The organism is Micromonospora sp. AKA38, assembly GCF_027925725.1.
Taxonomy (GTDB): Bacteria; Actinomycetota; Actinomycetes; order Mycobacteriales; family Micromonosporaceae; genus Micromonospora.
The window spans coordinates 217,544-237,094 of the sequence record NZ_BNEI01000010.1 but is presented as its reverse complement, the minus strand read 5'-3'; the positions used below and the strand labels follow the sequence as shown (position 1 = coordinate 237,094).

16 protein-coding genes, 1 tRNA gene and 1 pseudogene are annotated in these 19,551 nt (G+C 73.5%); 7 read left to right on the top strand and 11 right to left on the bottom strand.

Annotated elements, in window-relative coordinates; all coding sequences use genetic code 11:
* Positions 1–3: 3 nt before the first annotated feature.
* Together TPA0908_RS31515 and TPA0908_RS31510 are read left to right on the top strand one after the other, a co-directional pair.
* Positions 4–567, top strand: a complete 564-nt coding sequence (locus tag TPA0908_RS31515; protein WP_281944202.1) for a hypothetical protein — start codon at positions 4–6, stop codon at positions 565–567.
* A gap of 102 nt (positions 568–669) precedes the next feature.
* Positions 670–2,001: an NAD(P)/FAD-dependent oxidoreductase gene (locus tag TPA0908_RS31510; protein ID WP_281944169.1), complete on the top strand. Its 1,332-nt coding sequence runs from the start codon at positions 670–672 to the stop codon at positions 1,999–2,001.
* Positions 2,002–2,056: 55 nt separating this feature from the next.
* Here TPA0908_RS31510 and TPA0908_RS31505 read toward each other — a convergent pair whose 3' ends face one another.
* Positions 2,057–3,886 carry a hypothetical protein gene (locus tag TPA0908_RS31505; RefSeq protein ID WP_281944167.1) on the bottom strand — a complete coding sequence of 610 codons (1,830 nt, stop codon included), beginning with the start codon at positions 3,884–3,886 and terminating at the stop codon, positions 2,057–2,059.
* 101 nt (positions 3,887–3,987) lie between these two features.
* Between TPA0908_RS31505 and TPA0908_RS31500 the strand changes: the two genes are divergently transcribed.
* From TPA0908_RS31500 to TPA0908_RS31490, 3 genes are all read left to right on the top strand, one after another.
* Positions 3,988–4,068, top strand: a tRNA-Leu gene (locus TPA0908_RS31500).
* Positions 4,069–4,178: 110 nt separating this feature from the next.
* Complete coding sequence (locus tag TPA0908_RS31495; protein ID WP_281944166.1) at positions 4,179–5,012, top strand: Bax inhibitor-1/YccA family protein; 834 nt, start codon at positions 4,179–4,181, stop codon at positions 5,010–5,012.
* A gap of 73 nt (positions 5,013–5,085) precedes the next feature.
* Positions 5,086–5,406 carry a hypothetical protein gene (locus TPA0908_RS31490; protein ID WP_281944164.1) on the top strand — a complete coding sequence of 107 codons (321 nt, stop codon included), beginning with the start codon at positions 5,086–5,088 and terminating at the stop codon, positions 5,404–5,406.
* A 272-nt stretch (positions 5,407–5,678) separates the two neighbouring features.
* Here TPA0908_RS31490 and TPA0908_RS31485 read toward each other — a convergent pair whose 3' ends face one another.
* From TPA0908_RS31485 to TPA0908_RS31470, 4 genes are read right to left on the bottom strand one after another with little or no spacing between them, the layout of a single operon-like run.
* Positions 5,679–7,163 carry a CYTH and CHAD domain-containing protein gene (locus TPA0908_RS31485; protein ID WP_281944162.1) on the bottom strand — a complete coding sequence of 495 codons (1,485 nt, stop codon included), beginning with the start codon at positions 7,161–7,163 and terminating at the stop codon, positions 5,679–5,681.
* A 40-nt stretch (positions 7,164–7,203) separates the two neighbouring features.
* On the bottom strand, positions 7,204–8,466 hold the full coding sequence (locus tag TPA0908_RS31480; protein ID WP_281944160.1) for an acetyl-CoA C-acetyltransferase: 1,263 nt from the start codon (positions 8,464–8,466) through the stop codon (positions 7,204–7,206).
* A gap of 58 nt (positions 8,467–8,524) precedes the next feature.
* A complete protein-coding gene (locus TPA0908_RS31475; protein ID WP_281944158.1) occupies positions 8,525–9,340 on the bottom strand; it encodes an SGNH/GDSL hydrolase family protein in 816 nt (271 codons plus the stop codon).
* Positions 9,341–9,362: 22 nt separating this feature from the next.
* Entirely contained in the window at positions 9,363–10,409 is a 1,047-nt protein-coding gene (locus TPA0908_RS31470; RefSeq protein ID WP_281944155.1) for an SGNH/GDSL hydrolase family protein, read from the bottom strand.
* A gap of 132 nt (positions 10,410–10,541) precedes the next feature.
* Here TPA0908_RS31470 and TPA0908_RS31465 point away from each other — a divergent pair, with 132 nt between their 5' ends.
* Together TPA0908_RS31465 and TPA0908_RS31460 are read left to right on the top strand one after the other, a co-directional pair.
* Positions 10,542–10,898: a YkvA family protein gene (locus tag TPA0908_RS31465; protein WP_281944153.1), complete on the top strand. Its 357-nt coding sequence runs from the start codon at positions 10,542–10,544 to the stop codon at positions 10,896–10,898.
* Between the two features lie 73 nt (positions 10,899–10,971).
* Entirely contained in the window at positions 10,972–12,342 is a 1,371-nt protein-coding gene (locus tag TPA0908_RS31460; protein ID WP_107162303.1) for a cystathionine beta-synthase, read from the top strand.
* A 31-nt stretch (positions 12,343–12,373) separates the two neighbouring features.
* On the opposite strand, the gene TPA0908_RS31455 is transcribed toward TPA0908_RS31460, so the two are convergent.
* The 6 genes and pseudogenes from TPA0908_RS31455 to TPA0908_RS31430 all read right to left on the bottom strand — a co-directional run.
* Positions 12,374–12,883: a GNAT family N-acetyltransferase gene (locus TPA0908_RS31455; protein WP_281944150.1), complete on the bottom strand. Its 510-nt coding sequence runs from the start codon at positions 12,881–12,883 to the stop codon at positions 12,374–12,376.
* Positions 12,880–13,809, bottom strand: coding sequence for a ribonuclease Z (locus tag TPA0908_RS31450; RefSeq protein ID WP_281944147.1), 930 nt, complete (start codon positions 13,807–13,809; stop codon positions 12,880–12,882). The genes TPA0908_RS31455 and TPA0908_RS31450 overlap by 4 nt, the downstream gene beginning before the upstream one ends.
* A 304-nt stretch (positions 13,810–14,113) precedes the next feature.
* Positions 14,114–15,298 carry an osmoprotectant NAGGN system M42 family peptidase gene (locus tag TPA0908_RS31445; protein WP_281944145.1) on the bottom strand — a complete coding sequence of 395 codons (1,185 nt, stop codon included), beginning with the start codon at positions 15,296–15,298 and terminating at the stop codon, positions 14,114–14,116.
* Positions 15,295–17,136, bottom strand: coding sequence for an N-acetylglutaminylglutamine synthetase (gene ngg / locus TPA0908_RS31440; RefSeq protein WP_281944143.1), 1,842 nt, complete (start codon positions 17,134–17,136; stop codon positions 15,295–15,297). Before ngg ends, TPA0908_RS31445 begins: the two co-directional genes overlap by 4 nt.
* 2 nt (positions 17,137–17,138) lie before the next feature.
* Entirely contained in the window at positions 17,139–18,929 is a 1,791-nt protein-coding gene (locus tag TPA0908_RS31435; RefSeq protein ID WP_281944141.1) for an N-acetylglutaminylglutamine amidotransferase, read from the bottom strand.
* A 350-nt stretch (positions 18,930–19,279) separates the two neighbouring features.
* Positions 19,280–19,551 (bottom strand): annotated as a pseudogene (locus tag TPA0908_RS31430) (nucleotidyl transferase AbiEii/AbiGii toxin family protein); the annotation flags it as partial.

The following is a 19,551-nucleotide window of genomic DNA, read 5'->3' as shown; positions in this document are numbered from 1 at the left end:
GACCTGGCGGGCGGGCTCGTGGAACGGGTGCGGGCGGTGCGGTACAAGGTGGCCCGGGTCAGCCCGCTGCCGCTGCTGGTGCGCGGCGGCATCTTCCTGGTCGTGCTGGCCGGCTTCCTGCTCGCGTACCCGGTGCAGATGCTGGCCCCGCGGTCGCTGCTGGCCCTGGCGGTGGCCGCGGTGCTGCCGGCGGTCGCGCCGCGCCGGCTCTGGCCGACGTTCGCCGCGCTGGTGACGGTCGGCGGCTGGCTGCTGGCCATGCTCGGCTACGACCGGCCGCCGGCGCTGTGGCGGTTGCTCGCCGTGGCCACGCTGCTCTACCTGGCGCACACGCTCTGCGCGCTGGCCGCGCTGCTGCCCTACGACGGGTTGATCGACCCGGACCTGGTGCTGCGGTGGCTGGCCCGGGCCGGTGGCGTGGTGCTGGGCAGCGCCGTGCTCGGCGTCGTGCTGGCGTGGCTGGGCGCGCTCGGCGGGACCGACGGGACGCAGGTGGCGACCGTGGTGGGACTGCTGGTCGCGGTGGGGCTGAGCGCGTTGCTGGGGTGGCTGCTGCGTCGCAGATGACGGGACGCGGCGGGACGTTGCGCAGGTCACACGGGTTGTGCTCCGTCACAGAAGGGGGTCTCGCGCGGTATTACCGGAGCCCCCCGGGGAAAGATGGATGACGTGAATCCGAAGCGGATCCTTGTCGTGGGTGCCGGGCACGTCGGCCTGTACGCCGCTCTGCGTCTGTCGAAGAAGCTGAGCTCGCGTGAGGCCGAGGTGGTCGTCGTCGACCCGCAGCCCCACATGACGTACCAGCCGTTCCTCCCGGAGGCTTCGGCCGGCAACATCTCCCCGCGGCACGCTGTGGTGCCGCTGCGGCGGGAGTTGCGCAAGTGCACGGTGGTGGCCGGCACGGTCACCCGGATCGACCACGACCGCAAGACCGCCGTGGTGCAGCCGATCAGCGGCCCGACCCGGGAGATCCCGTACGACCACGTGGTGGTCGCCCCCGGCTCGGTCTCCCGCACCCTGCCGATCCCGGGCCTGCACGAGAACGGCATCGGGTTCAAGACCATCGGCGAGGCCATCTTCCTGCGCAACCACGTGCTGGACCGGCTGGACGTGGCGGCCGCCACGACCGACCCGGAGGTCCGTCGTCGCGCGCTGACGTTCACCTTCGTGGGCGGCGGTTACGCCGGCATCGAGGCGCTCGCCGAGATGGAGGACATGGCCCGCGACGCGCTGCGCTACTACCCGGAGCTGAAGCCGGAGGAGATGCGCTGGGTGCTGGTCGAGGCGACCCAGCGGGTGCTGCCCGAGGTCGACCGGGACATGGGCGCCTACACGGTGCAGCAGCTCCTGAAGCGGAACATGGACATCCGGCTGGACACCCGACTGGAGTCCTGCGTCGACGGGGTGGTCAAGCTCTCCGACGGAGACAGCTTCCCGTCCGACACCATCGTGTGGACGGCCGGCGTGAAGCCGTCGCCGATGCTGGACGCCACCGACTTCCCGCGCGACGAGCGGCGCCGGGTGACCTGCCGGCCGACGCTCCAGATCGTGGACGGCGACCGGGTGGTCGAGGGCGCGTGGAGCGCCGGTGACTGCGCCGCCGTGCCGGACCTGACCAAGGAGCCGGGCAACTTCTGCTCGCCCAGCGCCCAGCACGCGGTGCGGCAGGCCGCCCGGATGGCCGACAACATCGTGAACGTGGTCCGCGGGCGCGAGCCGGTCGACTACAAGCACAAGCACGTCGGCAGCGTGGCCAGCCTCGGCCTGCACAAGGGCGTGGCGCAGGTCTACGGCGTGAAGATGACCGGCTGGCCGGCGTGGTTCATGCACCGGACGTACCACATGTCGCGGATCCCGTCGTTCAACCGCAAGGTCCGGGTGGTGGTGGACTGGTCGCTGGCGTTCTTCCTCAAGCGTGAGGTGGTCGCGCTCGGCCAGCTGCACGACCCGCGTGAGGAGTTCGCCGAGGCGTCCGCCCCGCCGGTCGGCGCGCGCGTCTGACCGTTCGTCCCGAAGGGCCCTTCCCGCACGGGAGGGGCCTTTCGTCGTACCCGGGTCAGAACCGCCAGGTCCAGGCGTCGGCGACTCGGGTGCCCGGGCCGAAGAGCGCCTCCAGCGTGCGGCGCAGCAGCTCCGCGTGCGGGGCGTCGTCGGTCAGCGCCACGCACGACGCGCCCCAGGCGTCGACGTCCCGGGCCGCCTGACGGCGCTGCCGGTCACCGACGGCCGGCGCGACGCCCCGCCGGGCCACGTCGGCCAGCAGCGCCGAGGTGGGACGCTGCCAGGTGCCCATGGTGGCCGAGCCGCCGGGACCGTACGGGCCGATGAAGAACCCCTCCGGCATGCCGAACCCGACACCCGTGGCGGTGGCCCACCGCATCGGCCCGGGGTGCTGCGGGGTGGCCGTGGGCACCGGCACCAGCACCCCGCCGGGGCGTACGCACTGTCGCCAGTGGCCGCCGGTGACGAACGTGGGCAGCGGCGGCCGGTCGATCGTGGGCAGCGGCGTCGGGAAGACGCTGAGCAGGGCCGCGCCGACCGCCAGCGGCACCAGCCGGCGCGCCGGACCCGGCTCGTGCAGCGCCCGGTGCACGGCGAGCGTGAGCACGGTGCCGACCAGCGGCAGCACCGCCAGCGCGAACCGGGTGGGCAGCGCGCCGTCCACCACCGGCAGGCCGGCCAGCAGCGCGTACGGGCCGGGCACGCCGGTCCGTTCGCCGCCGGCCACCACCTCGGGGCCGAGCGAGAACGCGGCCAGCACCAGCGCCGCGGCGACCAGGGCGCGCACCAGCGCGCGCCGGCCCAGCCAGACCGCGCAGCCGGTCGCCACCACCAGCAGCGGCCAGCCCAGGAACGTGGTGAACTCCGCCGGGCCGGTGGTCAGCCGGACCGCCTCCGGGCTGCCGAGCACGGTCAGCGCGGAGAGCCGGGCCCAGCCGGTCAAATCGGCGGAGAAGTAGTCGGGCGGGAACATCCCGTCGGCGACGCCCTGCGGGCCGGCGAACTGGAGCCGGAGCGGGTACGCCAGCACCACCAGCGCGAGCCCGGCAGCGCCGAGCAGCCCACCGGCGAAGCCGGGCAACGCCCGACGCGGCAGCTCCCGGTCGGCCAGCCCGTACGCGACGGCCAGCACCGCCAGCGTGAGCACGGTGAGGAAGAGCACCTCCTCGCCGACGAAGACCTGGACGACGGCGGTGCCGGCCAGCCCGACCGCCGAGGAGATCATCCGGCGGCGGTCCGGGCCGTCCGGGCGACCGGCCGGGTCGGCGGCGCGCAGCAGCCGTACCACCAGCCAGACCAGCACCGGGACCAGCCACTGCGCGGTCATGTGCAGGTGACCGTTGCTCTGCGAGACCATGCCCGGCCCGAAGCCGCAGAGCGCCGCGCCGAGCCCGGCGGCGAGCCGGTGGGCCCGCAGCGTCCGGGTGAACAGCAGATACCAGGCGACCGCCGTGCCGGCCAGGTTGCCGGCGACGAGCAGGGCGAACGTGACCGGCGCGCCGAACGCCCACGTGACCGGCGCGAGCAGCACCCCGAGCGCGACGACCGAGGTGTTGGCCATCAGGTTGACCCCGTCCGGCGCGTTGAGCCGGTCGGTGACCAGGCTGAAGTCGCCGCGCAGGGCCCGCGCGTCGAGCGCCAGGAACCATTCGTAGAGCGTCTGGTCGGCCGGGTTGAGGGCGAGCATCCGGGCGCCCGGCGTGGGCCACAGGCCGTGGGTGAGGCCACCGGCGAACGCCACGAACAGCAGCCCGACCAGCAGGTCCGTGCGGTGCCGGCGAGCGGCGGCCCGTACCCGGCCGACCCGCGCCGCGGCGGTCGCCGACGCGGGGCGGACCGCCTGGTCGCGGTCGGGCCCGGGGGCCGCGCGGGCGGCGCTGGTCACGGCCCCGACCCTATCGGCCGGCCCCCACGGGGTACGCCGCGGCGCGGCGCAGCCGCTACGGTGAGATCTGCACCGCGCGTGTCGGCGCGGCGGTGTCACCCGCCCGGGTGGTGGAACGGCAGACACGGCCGCCTTAAAAGCGGCTGCCGAAAGGCGTGCGGGTTCGACCCCCGCCCCGGGCACGGAACTCTCAGCTTTCCCACAGCTTGACGCCGCGCACGGTCTTGTCGCCGCGTCTACGCTGGGAGGCGCACGTCTACGTGCGAACGACCCCCTGAGGGAGGCCTGAGAAGTGAAGACCTCGAACCCGGTGCTCGCCCGGCTCGGCCAGGCGGCCGAGCGTGAGCGGGCGACCGGGTACGCCCAGCCCGGGCCGTACGGTCAGCCCGGATACCCCCAGCAGTACCCGCCGCAGCAGCACTACCCGAGCGGCTACGGCCAGCCGGTGGCCCCGCCTGCGGTGACGCCGATGACCCTCGACGACGTGGTCGTCAAGACGGTCCTCATGCTCGCCATCCTGGGCGCCTCGGCCGCCGCGGCCTGGGTGCTCGTGCCGGACGCTCTGGTCGGCGTCGCCTGGATCGGCGCCGCCGTGGTCGGCCTGGTGCTCGGCCTGATCATCTCGTTCTCCCGGATGGCGAACCCGGCGCTCGTGGTCGCGTACTCGATCGTCGAGGGCGTCTTCGTCGGCATGGTCAGCAAGGCGTTCGACTCGCTCTACGACGGCATCGTGCTCCAGGCGGTGGCGGCCAGCTTCGGCGTCTTCTTCCTGATGGCGATGATCTACAAGGCGCGGATCATCCGGGCCACCCCGAAGTTCGCCCGGATCATGGTGGCGATCATCGCCGGCCTGTTCGGGGTGATGCTGGTCAACCTGGTGCTGTCGCTGTTCGGCGTCAACACGCACCTGCGGGACGGCAGCCCGCTCGCCATCGGCTTCAGCCTGGTCTGCATCGTGGTGGCGTCGCTGAGCTTCGTGCTCAACTTCGCCCAGATCGAGGAGGGGGTCCGGATGGGGCTCCCGCAGCGCTACGCCTGGACGGCCGCGTTCGGCATCGTGGTCGGCCTGGTCTGGCTCTACATCGAGATCCTGCGGCTGCTCAGCTACTTCCAGGGCGACGACTGACCGTCCCGCCCGCCCGTCGACGCCCGCCTGCCGCATCCCGCGGCGGCGGGCGTCGTCCGTAGACTCGCCGGTGATGAGCGCAGCGGAACTGGACCGGGCGGTGGCCCTGCTGGTCCGACAGGTCGGGCACTGGCAGCAGCCGCGCTGGTCGGCGCCGGCCGGGGGTGGCAACGTGTCCCGGGCCGACCTGGTGCACAAGCTGGTCCAGGAACTCGCCAACCTGGCCGCCGACGCCGCCGGTGAGCCGCGCCGCGAGGTGCCCCGGCTGCCCAGCGACCTGGCCCTGCCCGACCAGCTCCGGGTGGTCGCCGCCGACCTGGCCCTGGCCGCCCCACCGGCCCCGGTCCTGGCCGTCGCCGTCGACGCGATAACCCGCACCCGCACCACCCTCTAACCCACCCCGCCCTGCCCCGGCGATCTTGCAGTTGTTGCCCCGGCGAATCGGGTACAACGGGCGGACAGCGGGCCGGAAGTGCAAGATCGCGGGCGAGGTGCCGCACGTTTCGTGATCTGTCGGATGCCTACGAGGTTGATGGCGGAATGGGTCGAGCTGACGATGCGGCCCCGAGCGCGGCGACCGACACGCTGCACCTGACCCGTTTGCGCCATCAAGTTCGTAGGCGCCGGGAAAGTCGGTGCGAGTTGGGCTGGTGTGAGAGTCGGTGATCAGGGCTTCAGCCAGCGGCGCACCCCGGGTCGGCGGGCCCGGTCGAGTGCGCGCCGCACCGCCGGCAGGTCGTGCCCGGCGGCCTCGGCCTGCCGCGCGTGCAGCAGGCCGTAGGTGAACGTGTTCTCACCCTCGGCGTACGCCCGCAGCGCGTGCCGGCGCAGCGCCTCCCGGGTCACCACCGAGTCCTGGTGCGTCCCGAGCAGGTTCTGGAGCGCCTTGAGCCGCTTCACCAGGCGGGCGGCCGGCTTGCCGGCGTCGGGCACCCGGACCTCCACCGCGTACCGGGCCGCCTTGTACTTCTTGCGCGCCTCGTGCAGGGCGGTGTCCCCGGCCGGTCCGCGGTCGGCCAACGCCCGGTCCAGCCGGTCGTCGGCGTGGCGCACCGCCCGGCGTACCCGGCGGTCCACCCAGCGGCGGTTCACCTCGGCGGTCGGGCCGTCGAGCAGCCGGTCCAGGCGGGACAGCAGGTCGGGATAACGGTCCGCGTCCAGCGCGGCGCGCAGGCCGGTGGTCGACCCGGCCAGGTCGGCGGCGAACCGCTCCCCGATCCGTGCGGCGACCGGGCCGAGCACCAGCTCGTCGGGCAACTCGTGCACCGCCGCGGCGAGTCGGGCGGTCAGCACCTGGACGTCGCGGACCGCACCCAGGTCGCCGCCGAGCTGCCGCAGTTCGCCCCGGACCGCCTCGCTCTCCCGCCGGTCCCACAGGCCGCGGAACGTGCGCAGCGTGGCCCGCAGCCGGCGGATCGCGACGCGCATGTCGTGCACCGCGTCCGCGTCCCCCTGGTACGCCGCCGCGTGGTTGCCGACGATCGCGTCCCGCTGCTTCCGGGCGTACCTCACGACTGGCTCGGCCGGGCCGGTGGGCGGCCGGTCGTCGAACCGGGCGAGCCGCCCGGCGACCGCGCGGTGGGACTTGCTGACCGGCACCTCCCGGGCGCCGGCCTCGGCCAGCCGGGCGGAAACCGCGTCGAGCAGCTCCTCGTCGCCGTCGACCAGCTCGACCTCGATCTCGTACCAGGTCCGGGCGGTGCCGTCGACCAGGTCCGCGGACCGGACGTCGTCCTCGGCCACCTCGGCCAGCACGCGACCGTCGGCGTCCAGCAGCCGTCGCTCCCGGCGGTGGTTGACGATCCGGGCCGCCGGGGCGACCGGCCGACCCCGGGACGCGCCCCGGATCGACGCGACCAGCTCGGCCGGTGGGCCGGCGTCGGCCGGCCCGGCCGGGAACTGGTGCTCGACCCGGGCTCCACCGACCGCGCCCACCTTGAGGTGCCAGCCCGCGTCGTGCCCGCCGGTACGCCGCCGCAGCGCGTGGGCGCTCCGCAGCAGTCGCAGGTCGTCGGTGTCCCAGTAGACGGCGTCCAGCTCCGAGGCGGTGGCGTCGGACATCGTCACGACGCCACCGCACCCGGTCAGGTCGGGCAGCCGGAAACCCTCGTCGCCGGAGAATTTGCGCTCGCGTTCCACGACGGTCGCCATGCGGGTTCCGGTACCCGGCACGTGCCGTAGTGAATCGAGTTCAGCTCAGTCGTTCGAGCACCATGGCCATGCCCTGGCCGCCGCCGACGCACATGGTCTCCAGGCCGATGGTCTTGTCGTGCCACTCCAGCGCGTTGAGCAGGGTGCCGGTGATCCGGGCGCCCGTCATGCCGAACGGGTGACCGACCGCGATCGCGCCGCCGGCCACGTTCAGCTTCTCCTCCGGAATGCCGAGCTGCCGGTACGACGGGATCACCTGGGCGGCGAACGCCTCGTTGATTTCCACCAGGTCGACGTCGTCGATGGTCATGCCGGCCCGCTTCAGCGCCTGCTTCGACGCCTCGACCGGGCCGAGGCCCATGATCTCCGGGGAGAGCGCGGTGACGCCGGTGGAGACGATCCGGGCCAGCGGGGTGAGCCCCAGCTCGGCCGCCCGCTCGGCGCTCATGATCACTACGGCGGCGGCGCCGTCGTTCAGCGGGCAGCAGTTGCCGGCGGTGATCCGGCCGTCCGGGCGGAACACCGGCTTGAGGCCGGCCACGCCCTCCAGGGTCACCCCGGGGCGCGGGCCGTCGTCGGCGCCGACCACGGTGCCGTCCGGCGTGGTGACCGGCGTGATCTCGCGGGCCCAGAAGCCGTCCGCGATCGCCTTCTCGGCCAGGTTCTGGCTGCGGACGCCGAACGCGTCCATGTCCGCGCGGGACACGTCGTACACCTGGGCCAGGTTCTCCGCGGTCTGCCCCATGGCGAGGTAGATGTCCGGCAGCCGGCCGGCCTCCCGCGGATCGGTCCACACCTCGGCGCCGGCCTGCGTGCGGGCCTGCGAGCGCTCGCGTGCCTCGGCGAAGCGCGGGTTCTCCCAACCGCCGCCGACCAGCGCCTGCGCCTCCGACGGCAGCGTGTCCGAGTTGCCCCGGGCGTACCGGGAGACCATCTCCACACCGGCGGAGACGAACACGTCGCCCTCACCGGCCCGGATCGCGTGCATCGCCATCCGGGTGGTCTGGAGCGAGGAGGCGCAGTAGCGGGTCAGCGTGGCGCCGGGCAGCCCGTCCAGGCCCAGCAGCGTGGCGACCACCCGGGCCATGTTGAAGCCCTGCTCACCGCCGGGCAGACCGCACCCGAGGTAGAGGTCGTCGATGGTGGTGGGATCGAGCGCCGGCACCTTGTCGAGGGCGGCCTGGACGATGGTGGCGGCGAGATCGTCCGGGCGGACCTCGCGCAGGGAACCCTTGAACGCGCGGCCGATGGGGGACCGGGCGGTGGCGACGATGACGGCGTCGCGGGGCGACTCAATCGGCATGAACCAACGTTAACCCGCGGGTAACTTGCGGTGGAAGCCGCGCCCCGGGCGGGAAATGTCACCCCGCCGGCGGCCGGCGGTGGTGCCGGAACGCGACCGCGGCGGCGGCCTCGACGGCCGGGAGCAGTGCGTGCGCCCAGACCCGGTAGCCGTCCGCGGAGGGGTGGAAGCCATCGTGGCAGAGCGTGCCGGCGTCGGCCCGGAACACCGGGCCGGTCTCGGTGCCCAGGTCGACGACGGTGCCGCCGGCGTCCAGCACGGCCGCCGTCTGGGCCCGCGCCATCCGCCGCCCGGACCAGCCGAGCACCTGACGCAGCGGAGCGGCGACGGCGCGTACCGCGCCGAGGTCGGGGCAGGTGCCGACGACGACCTCGATGTGGGCCTCGCGCAGCCGGCGGACCGCCGAGCCGAGGTAGGCCGCCGCGTCGGCCGGACGGCCCATGGCGGTGGCGTCGTTCGCCCCGATCAGCACCACCGCCACGTCGGGCCGCTCGCCGAGCAGCGCGCGGGCCACCTGCGTGGCCAGGTCGGTGGCGCGGGACCCGGAGACACCGACGCTGGACAGGTGCACCCGCCGGCCGGTCGGCCCCTCGGCGAGCAGGTGGGCGAGCTGGCCGCCGATGGTCTCCTCGAACCGGTCGACGCCCACCCCGATCGCCGACGAGTCGCCGAGCAGCACCAGCCGCAGCGGCGGCGCGTCGGCCCGGCCGACCGTGGCGCGCAGCACCAGACCCAGCTCGGGCTGGGCGTACTCCCGGCTGCGGGCGGCGATGGCCTGGCCGGCGAGGACCGCCGCGCCACCCACCGTGCCGGCCAGCAGCGACAGCGCCGCGGCCCGGCCCCACCGGGCCGCCGTCCCGTTCCGTCCGCTCATGCCGGCACCCTGCTTCGCTCGCTCATGCCATTCCCTCCAGCGTGGCCGAGTCGGTGGCGGTGCCGCTGGGCGGCATCGCGCCGACGCCGAAGAAAGCTCGCCGGCGGAGCTGCGCCCACCGCCCGCCCGGCCCGCGGTCGCGGCCCCGGAGCTGGGCGCCGCTGACCTCCGTGCCGGCGTGCCGGGCCGCCTCGTGGGCCGCCTCCGGAAGCGACCGTACGCCTTCCAGCCCGGTGCGCGAAGGACGGCGTTCCGGCACCGCGCCCAACGCGGAGAGCACGGTGGGCAGCAGCGCCGCCGCGGCCATCGCGTACCCCTCCGCGGAGGGGTGGAACCGGTCCCAGGCGAACATCCGACCGGGCTCGGCGGCGAACCGCGGCCCCAGCAGGTCACCGAGGGAGACCGTCCGGCCGCCCGCCTCCACCACGGCCACCGTCTGGGCGGCCGCGAGCTGGCGGCTCCAGCGTCGGGCCAGCCAACGCAGCGGCGGCTGGATCGGCCGGATCGTGCCCAGGTCGGGGCAGGTGCCGACGACCACCTCGCAACCGGCGGCGCGCAGCGTGCGGACCGCGTCGACCAGGTAGCGCACGGCCAACACCGGCGGGGTGCGGTTGGTGACGTCGTTGCCGCCGACCAGCACCACGGCCACGTCCGGTGCGACCTCCAGGGCGGACTCGACCTGCGGCTTCAGCCCGGCCGACAGCGCGCCCACCACGGCGAACCGGTGCAGCCGGACCGGGCGGTGCAGCCGGCGGGACAGCCCGGTGGCCAGCAGCGAGCCGGGCGTCTCCCGGCGCCGGTGCACGCCGTAGCCGGCCGCGGAGGAGTCGCCCAGGATGACCATGGTGATCGGCTGGCCGGGGAACCGCGCGCCGTAGACGCCGTCGCAGCGTGGTGGCGGCGCCTCGGCCATCGGGATGGTGCGGCGGGCCTGCCGGGCCTGGCCGAGCAGCACTCCACCGGTGGCAGCCGTGGCCGCCACCGTGGCGCCCGTGCCGATCGCCGCGAGGCGGGCGATCTGCCGGGCGCGTCGCCAGCGGGCCGGCGCGACGGAACCGACGTCCCCCATGAACCGACAGTATCGCGCCGGTACGACGACCGCTGTCCTTGATCGGGCGGCTGGGAGCCGGCCGTTCTGGGTACCGGTGGGGGTGGGCTTGCCCCGGGGCCGCACCCTGGTCGGGCGAAGAGAGGCGGAATCATGGGGAAGACGTTGAAGCGCAGCGCCGCGTTCGCCGCGTTGGCCCGGGCGTTGGCGGCCGGGGCGCGGGGCGGGCCGTCGCTGGGTGCCCGGCTGGCGGCGCTGCCGCGCATGATCCGGGCCACCGGGCGGGGGGAGTACGACGGCGGGCTGCGCCTGGCGTTGATGGCCGGCGCGGCGGCGTACGTCGTCTCCCCGATCGACCTGCTGCCGGAGATCCCGCTGGCGATCTTCGGGCTGGCCGACGACGCCGTCATGGTCACCTGGCTGGCCGGCAGCGTGCTCGCCGAGACCGAACGGTTCCTGGAGTGGGAGGCACGCCGCAGCTCCGTCATCCCGGGGCAGGTGGCCCCCTGACGGCACGTACGCTGGGCGGCGAACCGGCTGACCGGCCGCCCTCCGACGGCGGCGCTACGAAGGGCACAACGAGGTGCGGTACTACGACAACGTCGTCGAGCTGATCGGCAACACCCCGCTGGTTCGCCTGCGCAACGTCACCGAGGGCATCCAGGCGACCGTGCTGGCGAAGGTGGAATACGTCAACCCGGGCGGTTCGGTCAAGGACCGGATCGCGCTGCGCATGGTGGAGGACGCCGAGAAGGCGGGCATCCTCGGGCCGGGCGGCACGATCGTGGAGCCGACCAGCGGCAACACCGGCGTCGGGCTGGCCCTGGTGGCCCAGCTCCGGGGCTACCGCTGCGTGTTCGTCTGCCCGGACAAGGTCAGCCAGGACAAGCAGGACGTGCTGCGGGCGTACGGCGCCGAGGTGGTGGTCTGCCCGACCGCCGTCGCGCCGGAGGACCCGCGCTCCTACTACAACGTCTCCGACCGGCTGGCCCGGGAGATCCCCGGCGCGTGGAAGCCCAACCAGTACAGCAACCCGGCCAACCCGCGCTCGCACTACGAGACGACCGGCCCGGAGCTGTGGCGGCAGACCGACGGGAAGATCACCCACTTCGTCGCCGGCGTCGGCACCGGCGGCACCATCTCCGGCATCGGTCGCTATCTCAAGGAGGCGTCCGAGGGCCGGGTGAAGGTGATCGGCGCGGACCCGGAGGGCTCGGTCTACTCCGGCGGCACCGGCCGGCCCTACCTGGTCGAGGGCGTCGGCGAGGACTTCTGGCCGGAGACGTACGACCGGTCCGTCGCCGACGAGATCGTCGAGGTGTCCGACAAGCAGTCCTTCGAGATGACCCGCCGGCTGGCCCGTGAGGAGGGGCTGCTGGTCGGCGGCTCCTGCGGCATGGCGGTGGTGGGCGCGCTGGAGGTGGCCCGCAAGGCCGGCCCGGACGACGTGGTGGTGGTGCTGCTGCCGGACGGTGGCCGGGGCTACCTCTCGAAGATCTTCAACGACCGCTGGATGGCCCGGTACGGCTTCCTGGACGACGCCGGCGCCGAGCCGACCGTGGCCGACGCGCTCGGCGGCAAGCCGGGTGGCCTGCCCGAGCTGGTGCACGTGCACCCGACCGAGACGGTCCGTGACGCCATCGACTACATGCGCGAGTACGGCGTCTCCCAGCTTCCGGTGCTCAAGGCGGAGCCGCCGGTGGTGACCGGCGAGGTGGCCGGCTCGATCGCCGAGCGGGACCTGCTCGACGCGCTCTTCACCGGCCAGGCCCACCTGCACGACACGATCGAGCGGCACATGGGCGAGCCGCTGCCGATGATCGGCGGCGGGCAGCCGGTCAGCGAGGCGGTGACGCTGCTGGAGAAGGCCGACGCGGCGCTCGTGCTGGTCGACGGCAAGCCCAAGGGTGTGCTGACCCGGCAGGACCTGCTGGCCCACCTCGGCGCGCGCTGAGCGGGGTGCGGGGCCCCGGCGACGGGGCCCCTCACACCTCCCGCGCGTAGCGGAGCCGGGCGACCGACCGGGGGCCGATCCGGTCGGTGCTCCGGGTGCCGGTGGCGTGCCAGCCGCCGCGCTCGTAGAAGCGGCGCGCGGACGCGTTGTCGGCCAGCACCCACAACGCCGCCCGGGTCCACCCACGGGCGCGCGCCGCGTCCAGCGCGTCCAGCATCAGCGCCCGGCCGGTGCCCCGGCCCCGCTCGTCCGGGTCGAGATGCAGGGCGTGGAGCAGCCCGGTCGCCGGGTCACCCTCGTCGTCCGGCCCGAGATAGCTGAAGCCCACCAGCCGTCCGTCCCGCTCGGCCACGGTCATCCGGTGGTCCGTTCCCTCCCAGGTCAACCGTTCCACCCAGTAGCGGCCCATCGCCTCGGGGGTGGGATCCGTCAGCGCCTCGGGGGGCAGGAACGACGAGTACGCCGCCACCCGGGAGCGCTGGTGCAGGGCGCCGACCGCCAGCAGGTCGGTCTCGGTCGCGGGGCGTAGGGAGACGGTCACCCGGGCGACGGTACCCGCCGGGGCGGCACCGGCACCGTCTGGAGGTCCTCGGCGATCACCAGGTCGCCGGCGAAGTGCTCGCGGGCCTCGTCGTGGAAGCGGCGCGGGTCGGCGTACCGCTGGGAGAAGTGGGTGAGCACGAGCGTGCGTACCCCCGACTCGGTGGCCACCCGCGCGGCCTGGCCGGCGGTGAGGTGGCCGACCTCGGCGGCGAGCGCGGCCTCCGACGCCAGGAACGTCGACTCGATGACCAGCAGGTCGGCGTGCTCGGCCAGCGCGTACACGCCGTCGCAGAGCCCGGTGTCCATCACGAACGCGAACCGCTGCCCCGGTCGGGTGACGCTCACCTCGTCGGAGGTGACGCGGCGTCCGTCGACGTCCAGGTGGCCCTCGCGGAGCAGTCTGCCCACCGCCGGACCGACGATGCCGTACGCGGACAGCCGCTCCGGCAGCATCCGGCAGCCGTCCGGCTCGACGAGCCGGTAGCCGTACGTCTCGACGGGGTGGCGCAGCCGGCGGGCCTCCAGCGTGCCGACGCCCAGCGTGATCCGTTGCCCGTCGGCGTCGATCGGCTCGACGGCCAGCTCGGCGGTCTCGTGGAAGCTGGACGCGTGCCGCAGCCGGGCGAAGTAGTCGGCGCCGCCGGCCGGGAAGTGCACGGCCACCGGGTGCGGCACGCGGTCCAGCGAGAGGCGCTGGATCATGCCGGGTAGCCCGAGGCAGTGGTCGCCGTGGAAGTGGGTGACGCAGATCCGGGTCAGGTCGGTGGCGGTCACGCCGGTGTGCAGCATCTGGCGTTGGCTGCCCTCGCCCGGGTCGAAGAGGATCACCTCGTCGTCCCAGCGCAGCAGGTAACCGTTGTGGTTGCGGGCCCGGGTGGGGGCCTGACTGGCCGTGCCGAGCACCACCAGCTCACGCATCGACACCGCATCCTCCGGCTGACATGGAACGACCCCCGGGGCTTCCGCGCTCGCGCGCGGGCCGGCTGGACTGGGCCGGCACCCCGGGGGTCGGGTGGCTGTCGTGGTTTCGCCGCACCGCTGCCACACGGTCTCGACGATCGTGCTGTCCGCCTCGCGGCGGACGATGTTTCACTGTCGAGGACAGCGGCTAGCGGACAGCCACCTCACGAGTCCGATTGCTATACAAGTCTGGACCACCTCCTTTCCCGTGTACCGCCACGCTATCCACTTCCCGGCGGCATCGGCAACGAATTTCGATCACAGACGTTCACTCCACGCCGATCGGGCCCTCGCGCGGGCCGTCCTCGTGCGCCGGCTGCACCGCCAGCGACGGGAAGTCGGCCAGGTCGCCCTCCGGCTCGGCGTCCCACTCCGGGAAGACCAGCGGGCTCTGGAGGTAGAGGCAGAGCAGTTGGGTGAGGTGGTGGAGGCCGTCGAGGTGGGTCCGCTCGTGGCCGTGGGTGGCGTCCACGCCGAAGCCGAGCAGCGCCACCCGGGCGTGCGCACCGGCCTCGACCGCGGACGCCGCGTCCGAGCGGTAGTAGTCGAAGACGTCGCGGACCAGGTCGACGCCGTGCTCCTTGGCGATGGCGGCCAGGTTGCGGGTCAGGTGGTAGTCGAACGGCCCGACCCCGTCGCCCATGGCCAGCGTGGCGGCGGTCTCCCGGGACTGCTGGCCGGGTGCGACCACCGCCGCGTCCACCGAGACGATCTCCGCCACGTCCGGGTCGAGCCCGTGGCTGGCGCCGTGGCCGATCTCCTCGGTGACGGTGACCAGCAGGTGCGCGGTGACCGCCGGTGTCACCTCGGCGTCGACCATCGCCTTGAACGCGGTCAGCACCGCGGCCACCCCGGCCTTGTCGTCCAGGTGCCGGGACTTGACGTACCCGGTCGGGGTGATGGTCGGGTTGGGCAGCAGCGCGACGAAGTCCCCGGCGTCGATGCCGAGCGCCCGCAGGTCGGCCTCGTCGTGCACCGGCTCGTCGACCCGGACCTCGACCAGTTCCCAGCCGACGCCCTGGAGGTCGACCGCCTCGTTGTAGCGGTGCCCGCTCGCCTTCAGCGGCAGCACCTGGCCGGTGACCACCCGGTCCAGGTCGTCGGTGAAGATCCGCACGTGGGCGCCCTCGGCGAAGCGGGCGCTGTGCGTGCCGATCGGGTTGATCTCCAGCCGCCCGTTCTCCTTGAGCCGCTTCACCATGCCGCCGATGGTGTCGGTGTGCACCACGACGGCCCGGTCCGCGCCGGTCGGCCGGGGCCCGGGCAGGCAGGCGCTCAGCGCCCCGCGCCGGGTCAGCGTGGAGCTGATCCCGAGCGCGGAGAGCCGTTCGCCCACGTACTGCTGGATGTGGTCGGTGCGCCCGGACGGGCTGGGGATCTCCAGCAGTTCCACCAGCACCTGGCGCAGGTATTCGAGGTCGAGCTTGAGCGGTTGGGGTTTGCGTGCGGTCATGCCCCTGAGCCTGCCGCACCGGCCGGCGACCAGAGTCGCTGCGGTGCCCGCGTGCCCGGGAAGAGGAGGTCGACGAAGCGTTCGGCGGTCGGCTGCGGCTCGTGGTTGGCCAGCCCCGGCCGTTCGTTGGCCTCGATGAACACGTGCTCCGGGGCGTCCGGCGCGGGCACCAGCAGGTCCAGCCCGGTGACCGGGATGTCCAGCGCCCGGCTGGCCGTCACGCACGCCTCGGCGATCACCGGGTGCAGCTCGGCGGTCACGTCGTGGATGGTGCCGCCGGTGTGCAGGTTGGCCGTCCGGCGGACCGCCAGCACCTGACCCTCCGGCAGCACGTCGTGCATCTGGTAGCCGGCCTCGGCCACCACCTCGCGGGTCATGTCGTCGATCGGGATCCGGGACTCGCCACCGGTGGCGGCGGCCCGGCGGCGGCTCTGCCGCCCGATCAGCTCGGTGACGTCGTGCACGCCGTCGCCGGTGATCTGCGCCGGCCGGCGGACCGCGGCGGCCACCACCTCGTGGTCGATCACCACCACCCGCAGGTCCTCGCCCGCGCGCAGCTCCTCGATCAGCACGTCCGGGCAGAACCGCCGGGCCAGCTCGACGGCCGCGGTCAGCGCCTCCGGCGTCCGGACGCCGACGGTGATCCCGTTGCCCTGCTCGCCGCGTGCCGGCTTGACCACCACCGGGCCGACGTCGGCCAGGAACGCCAGGTCGTCGGGCTCCCCGGTGGCGGTGCGCCCACGCGGCACGGACAGGCCCGCCTCGGTGAGGATGCGCCGGGTCACCCGCTTGTCGTCGCAGCGGCTCATCGCCACCGCCGAGGTCAGCTCCGACAGCGACTCGCGGGTGTGGATGGTCCGGCCGCCGCTGGTCAGCTTCAACTCACCCCAGTGCGGGTCGGTCACCTCCACCCGGATGCCGCGCCGCATCGCCTCGTCCGCGACGATCTTCGCGTACGGGTTCAGCTCGTCGTAACCCGCGGGCATGGCCGGCAGGAACAGCCGCTCGTTGATCGGGTTCTTCCGCTTCACGCAGAGCGTGCCGGTGCGGTGGAAGCCGAGCCGCTCGTAGAGCCGGATCGCGCCCGAGTTCTCCGCCAGCACGGACAGGTCCACGTACGCCCGGCCGCGCGCGTCGAGCTGGTCGGCGAGCGCGGTCAGCAGCGCCTGGCCGGTGCCGGGCGGCGCGGTGTTGAAGTCCACCGTCAGGCACCAGAGGCTGGCGCCCTGCTCCGGGTCGGCGAAGACCGCGACATGGTCCACGCCGGTGATGGTGCCGACCACCTCGCCGGCCGCGTCCTCGGCGACCAGGTGCAGGAACCGGTCGGTGGCGGCGTTGTCCACCAGCACCTCGACCGGGGCGGTGACCATGCCGTTGCGGGCGTAGATCCGGTTCACCGCGTCCGCGTCGTCGGCGTCGCGCAGCGGCCGGACGGTCAACCCGGGGATGTCCTCGCCCTCGGTGGCGGCCGGCCGGTGCTCGCCCAGCGGCAGCCGGTAGGTCAGCGACGGGTCGATGAACAGCTCGTCCGGCAGCCGGGAGACCAGCACGTGCGGGTCACGCAGGTAGATGCAGATGTCCCGGGCGCCGTTGGCCTCGGAGCGCAGCACGTCGGCGACGTGCACCTGGTCGGTGAAGGTCTGGCCGAAGACCAGCCGGCCCCAGCCGCAGTCCAGCACCACGCCGGAGGCGTCGGTGGCCACGGCGGTGGACGGCAGCGCCGGCTCCGGCGTACCGGGGGCGACCGGGTCACCGCCCGGGCCGGTGCGTTCGCGACGCCGGCCCAGCACCCGTTCCCGGTCGGTGCGAGCCGTGCCGGTGGCGAGGGTGTCGGTCACGGTCAGTCGATTCCGTGGCTCTGGAGCCACATTTCCAGAAGTCCCAGTTGCCACAGCTTGTTTCCGTTCAACGGGGTCAGTTCGGCGTTCGGGTCGACGAGCAGCGCGTCGACGTAGTCGGCGCGGAACAGGTCACGGCGGCGCGCCTCGGGGGCGCTGAGCGCGTCGCGTACCCGGTCGAGGAGCTTGCCCTCCAGATGGGTGAGGCCCGGGACCGGGAAGTAGCCCTTCGGCCGGTCGATGACCTCGTGCGGCAGCACCCGGCGGCCGATCTCCTTGAGCACGCCCTTGCCGCCCTGGGCCAGCTTCAGCTCCGGCGGGCAGCTCGCGGCCAGCTCGACGAACTCGTGGTCGAGGAACGGCACCCGGGCCTCCAGCCCGTGCGCCATGGTCATGTTGTCGACCCGCTTCACCGGGTCGTCGGTCAGCATGACCTGCGTGTCGATCCGCAGGCCGGCGTCGACCGCGGTCTGCGCGCCCGGCCGGCCCAGGTGCGCGGCGACGAACTCGCGCGCCGGGTCGCCGTCGGCCATCCAGTCGGGGTTGAGCACCCGGGCCAGTCCGGCCGCGTCGCGGTCGAAGAACGCCTTCGCGTACGTGTCGAGCGCCGCCTCGCGGTCCACCCCGGCCAGCGGCGGGTACCAGTGGTAGCCGCCCAGGATCTCGTCCGCGCCCTGGCCCGACTGGACCACCTTCACGTGCCGCGCGACCTCCTGGCTGAGCAGCCAGAACGCCACGCAGTCGTGGCTGACCATGGGCTCGCTCATGGCCGCCACGGCGGCCTCCAGCGGCGGCAGCAGGTCGCCGGTGGGGACCCGGATCTGGTGGTGGTCGGTGCCGAACGTCTTCGCCACCAGGTCGGAGTAGACGAACTCGTCGCCCTCCCGGCCGCCCACCGCGTCGAAGCCGATGGAGAACGTGGCCAGGCCGGAGCGGGCCTGCCCCTCGCCGGCCAGCAGCGCGACCACCAGGCTGGAGTCGAGGCCGCCGGAGAGCAGCACACCCACCGGCACGTCGGCCACCATCCGGCGGCGTACCGCGGTGGTGAGCGAGTCGAGCAGCGCGTCCTGCCAGTCCCGCTCGGACCAGCCGGCCCGCTCGGTAGCCCGGCCGAACGTCGGGTCCCAGTAGACCCGCTCGCGGGTGGTGCCGTCCGCCTCGTACACCCGGACGGTGGCCGGCGGCAGCTTGGTGACGCCGGCGAGAATGGTCCGCGGCGGCGGCACGATGCTGTGGAAACTGAGGTAGTGGGCGAGCGCCACCCGGTCGATGGTGGTGTCGACGCCGCCACCGGCCAGCAGCGCCGGCAGGGTGGAGGCGAAGCGCACCACGCCAGGGCTCTCGGCCAGGTACAGCGGCTTGATGCCGAGCCGGTCCCGGGCCAGCACCAGGCGGCCGGTGTCCCGTTCGCTGATCGCCACCGCGAACATGCCGACCAGGTGGTCGACGAAGTCGAGCCCCCACTCGGCGTACGCCTTGACCACGACCTCGCTGTCCCCGGCGGAGAAGAAGCGGTGCCCCTTGGCCTGCAACTCGGCGCGCAGCTCGCGGTAGTTGTAGATGCAGCCGTTGAAGACCCCGGTGAGGCCCGCGGCGGCGTCCACGATGGGTTGGCCGCTGGCCGCGGACAAGTCGATGATCTTCAGGCGCCGGTGTCCCAGCGCGGTCGGGCCCTGCGACCAGATGCCGCTGTCGTCGGGCCCTCGGTCACTCATCGTGGCCGCCATCCGTTCCACGGCCGAGACGTCGGCCCGTGAACCGTCACGACGGAACTCTCCCGCAAGTCCGCACATACGAGCCAATGCTGCCAGAGCTTGTTGCAGTTCGCCTGTTGAGACGATGACGAACGTGTGACAGCTTGCTACGATGCGCCGTCACCGACGGTGGTTGCCTGTCATGGTTTCGGTTCCTGCCCGCGCGGGACGGATGCCGGAAATGCGCCGAGCCCACGGTGTGACGAACCCCGCAGGCCGGTTTCCATCTTGCCTGGCTTCCGGTGTCTTCGGTCGGGTCGGTGCTGCTGGTGGTAGTCCTCGGAGAAGGAGTGCCGATGCCGCCAGGCGGCAAATTCAGCCGAGAATCTGGCGACGCCAGTCGGCAAAGCGCTCCCGCATGGCCGCCAAGTCAGCGGATGGGAAGCCGTAGCGGTCGAATTGTTGGCCACGGCATCATCCGGGTGCAGAACCGGCCCGACCGCCAAGGTCACCGGCGGATGTGCGCGCCAATCCGCTGACATCTCGAGTTTGCCTGCAGGAACGAATCCCGAGAATGCCATGCGGTGAAGAGGTCGACGTCACCGCTCATCCGGTTGCCCATGCCATGAGCGCTGACCGCGTACCCGCCGGCCAGCGCGAAGCCGAAGCGACCCGCAGCCCCGAGGGCGATCTCGGTGATCCTCCGGTGGCGGGACAGCAT

Coding starts and splice junctions, on each gene's coding strand:
- TPA0908_RS31465 (WP_281944153.1), top strand. CDS start 10,542: ATGGGGAAGACGTTGAAGCGCAGCGCCGCGTTCGCCGCGTTGGCCCGG.
- TPA0908_RS31485 (WP_281944162.1), bottom strand. CDS start 7,163: ATGGCGACCGTCGTGGAACGCGAGCGCAAATTCTCCGGCGACGAGGGT.
- TPA0908_RS31445 (WP_281944145.1), bottom strand. CDS start 15,298: ATGACCGCACGCAAACCCCAACCGCTCAAGCTCGACCTCGAATACCTG.
- TPA0908_RS31435 (WP_281944141.1), bottom strand. CDS start 18,929: ATGTGCGGACTTGCGGGAGAGTTCCGTCGTGACGGTTCACGGGCCGAC.
- TPA0908_RS31490 (WP_281944164.1), top strand. CDS start 5,086: ATGAGCGCAGCGGAACTGGACCGGGCGGTGGCCCTGCTGGTCCGACAG.
- TPA0908_RS31475 (WP_281944158.1), bottom strand. CDS start 9,340: ATGAGCGGACGGAACGGGACGGCGGCCCGGTGGGGCCGGGCCGCGGCG.
- TPA0908_RS31480 (WP_281944160.1), bottom strand. CDS start 8,466: ATGCCGATTGAGTCGCCCCGCGACGCCGTCATCGTCGCCACCGCCCGG.
- TPA0908_RS31470 (WP_281944155.1), bottom strand. CDS start 10,409: ATGGGGGACGTCGGTTCCGTCGCGCCGGCCCGCTGGCGACGCGCCCGG.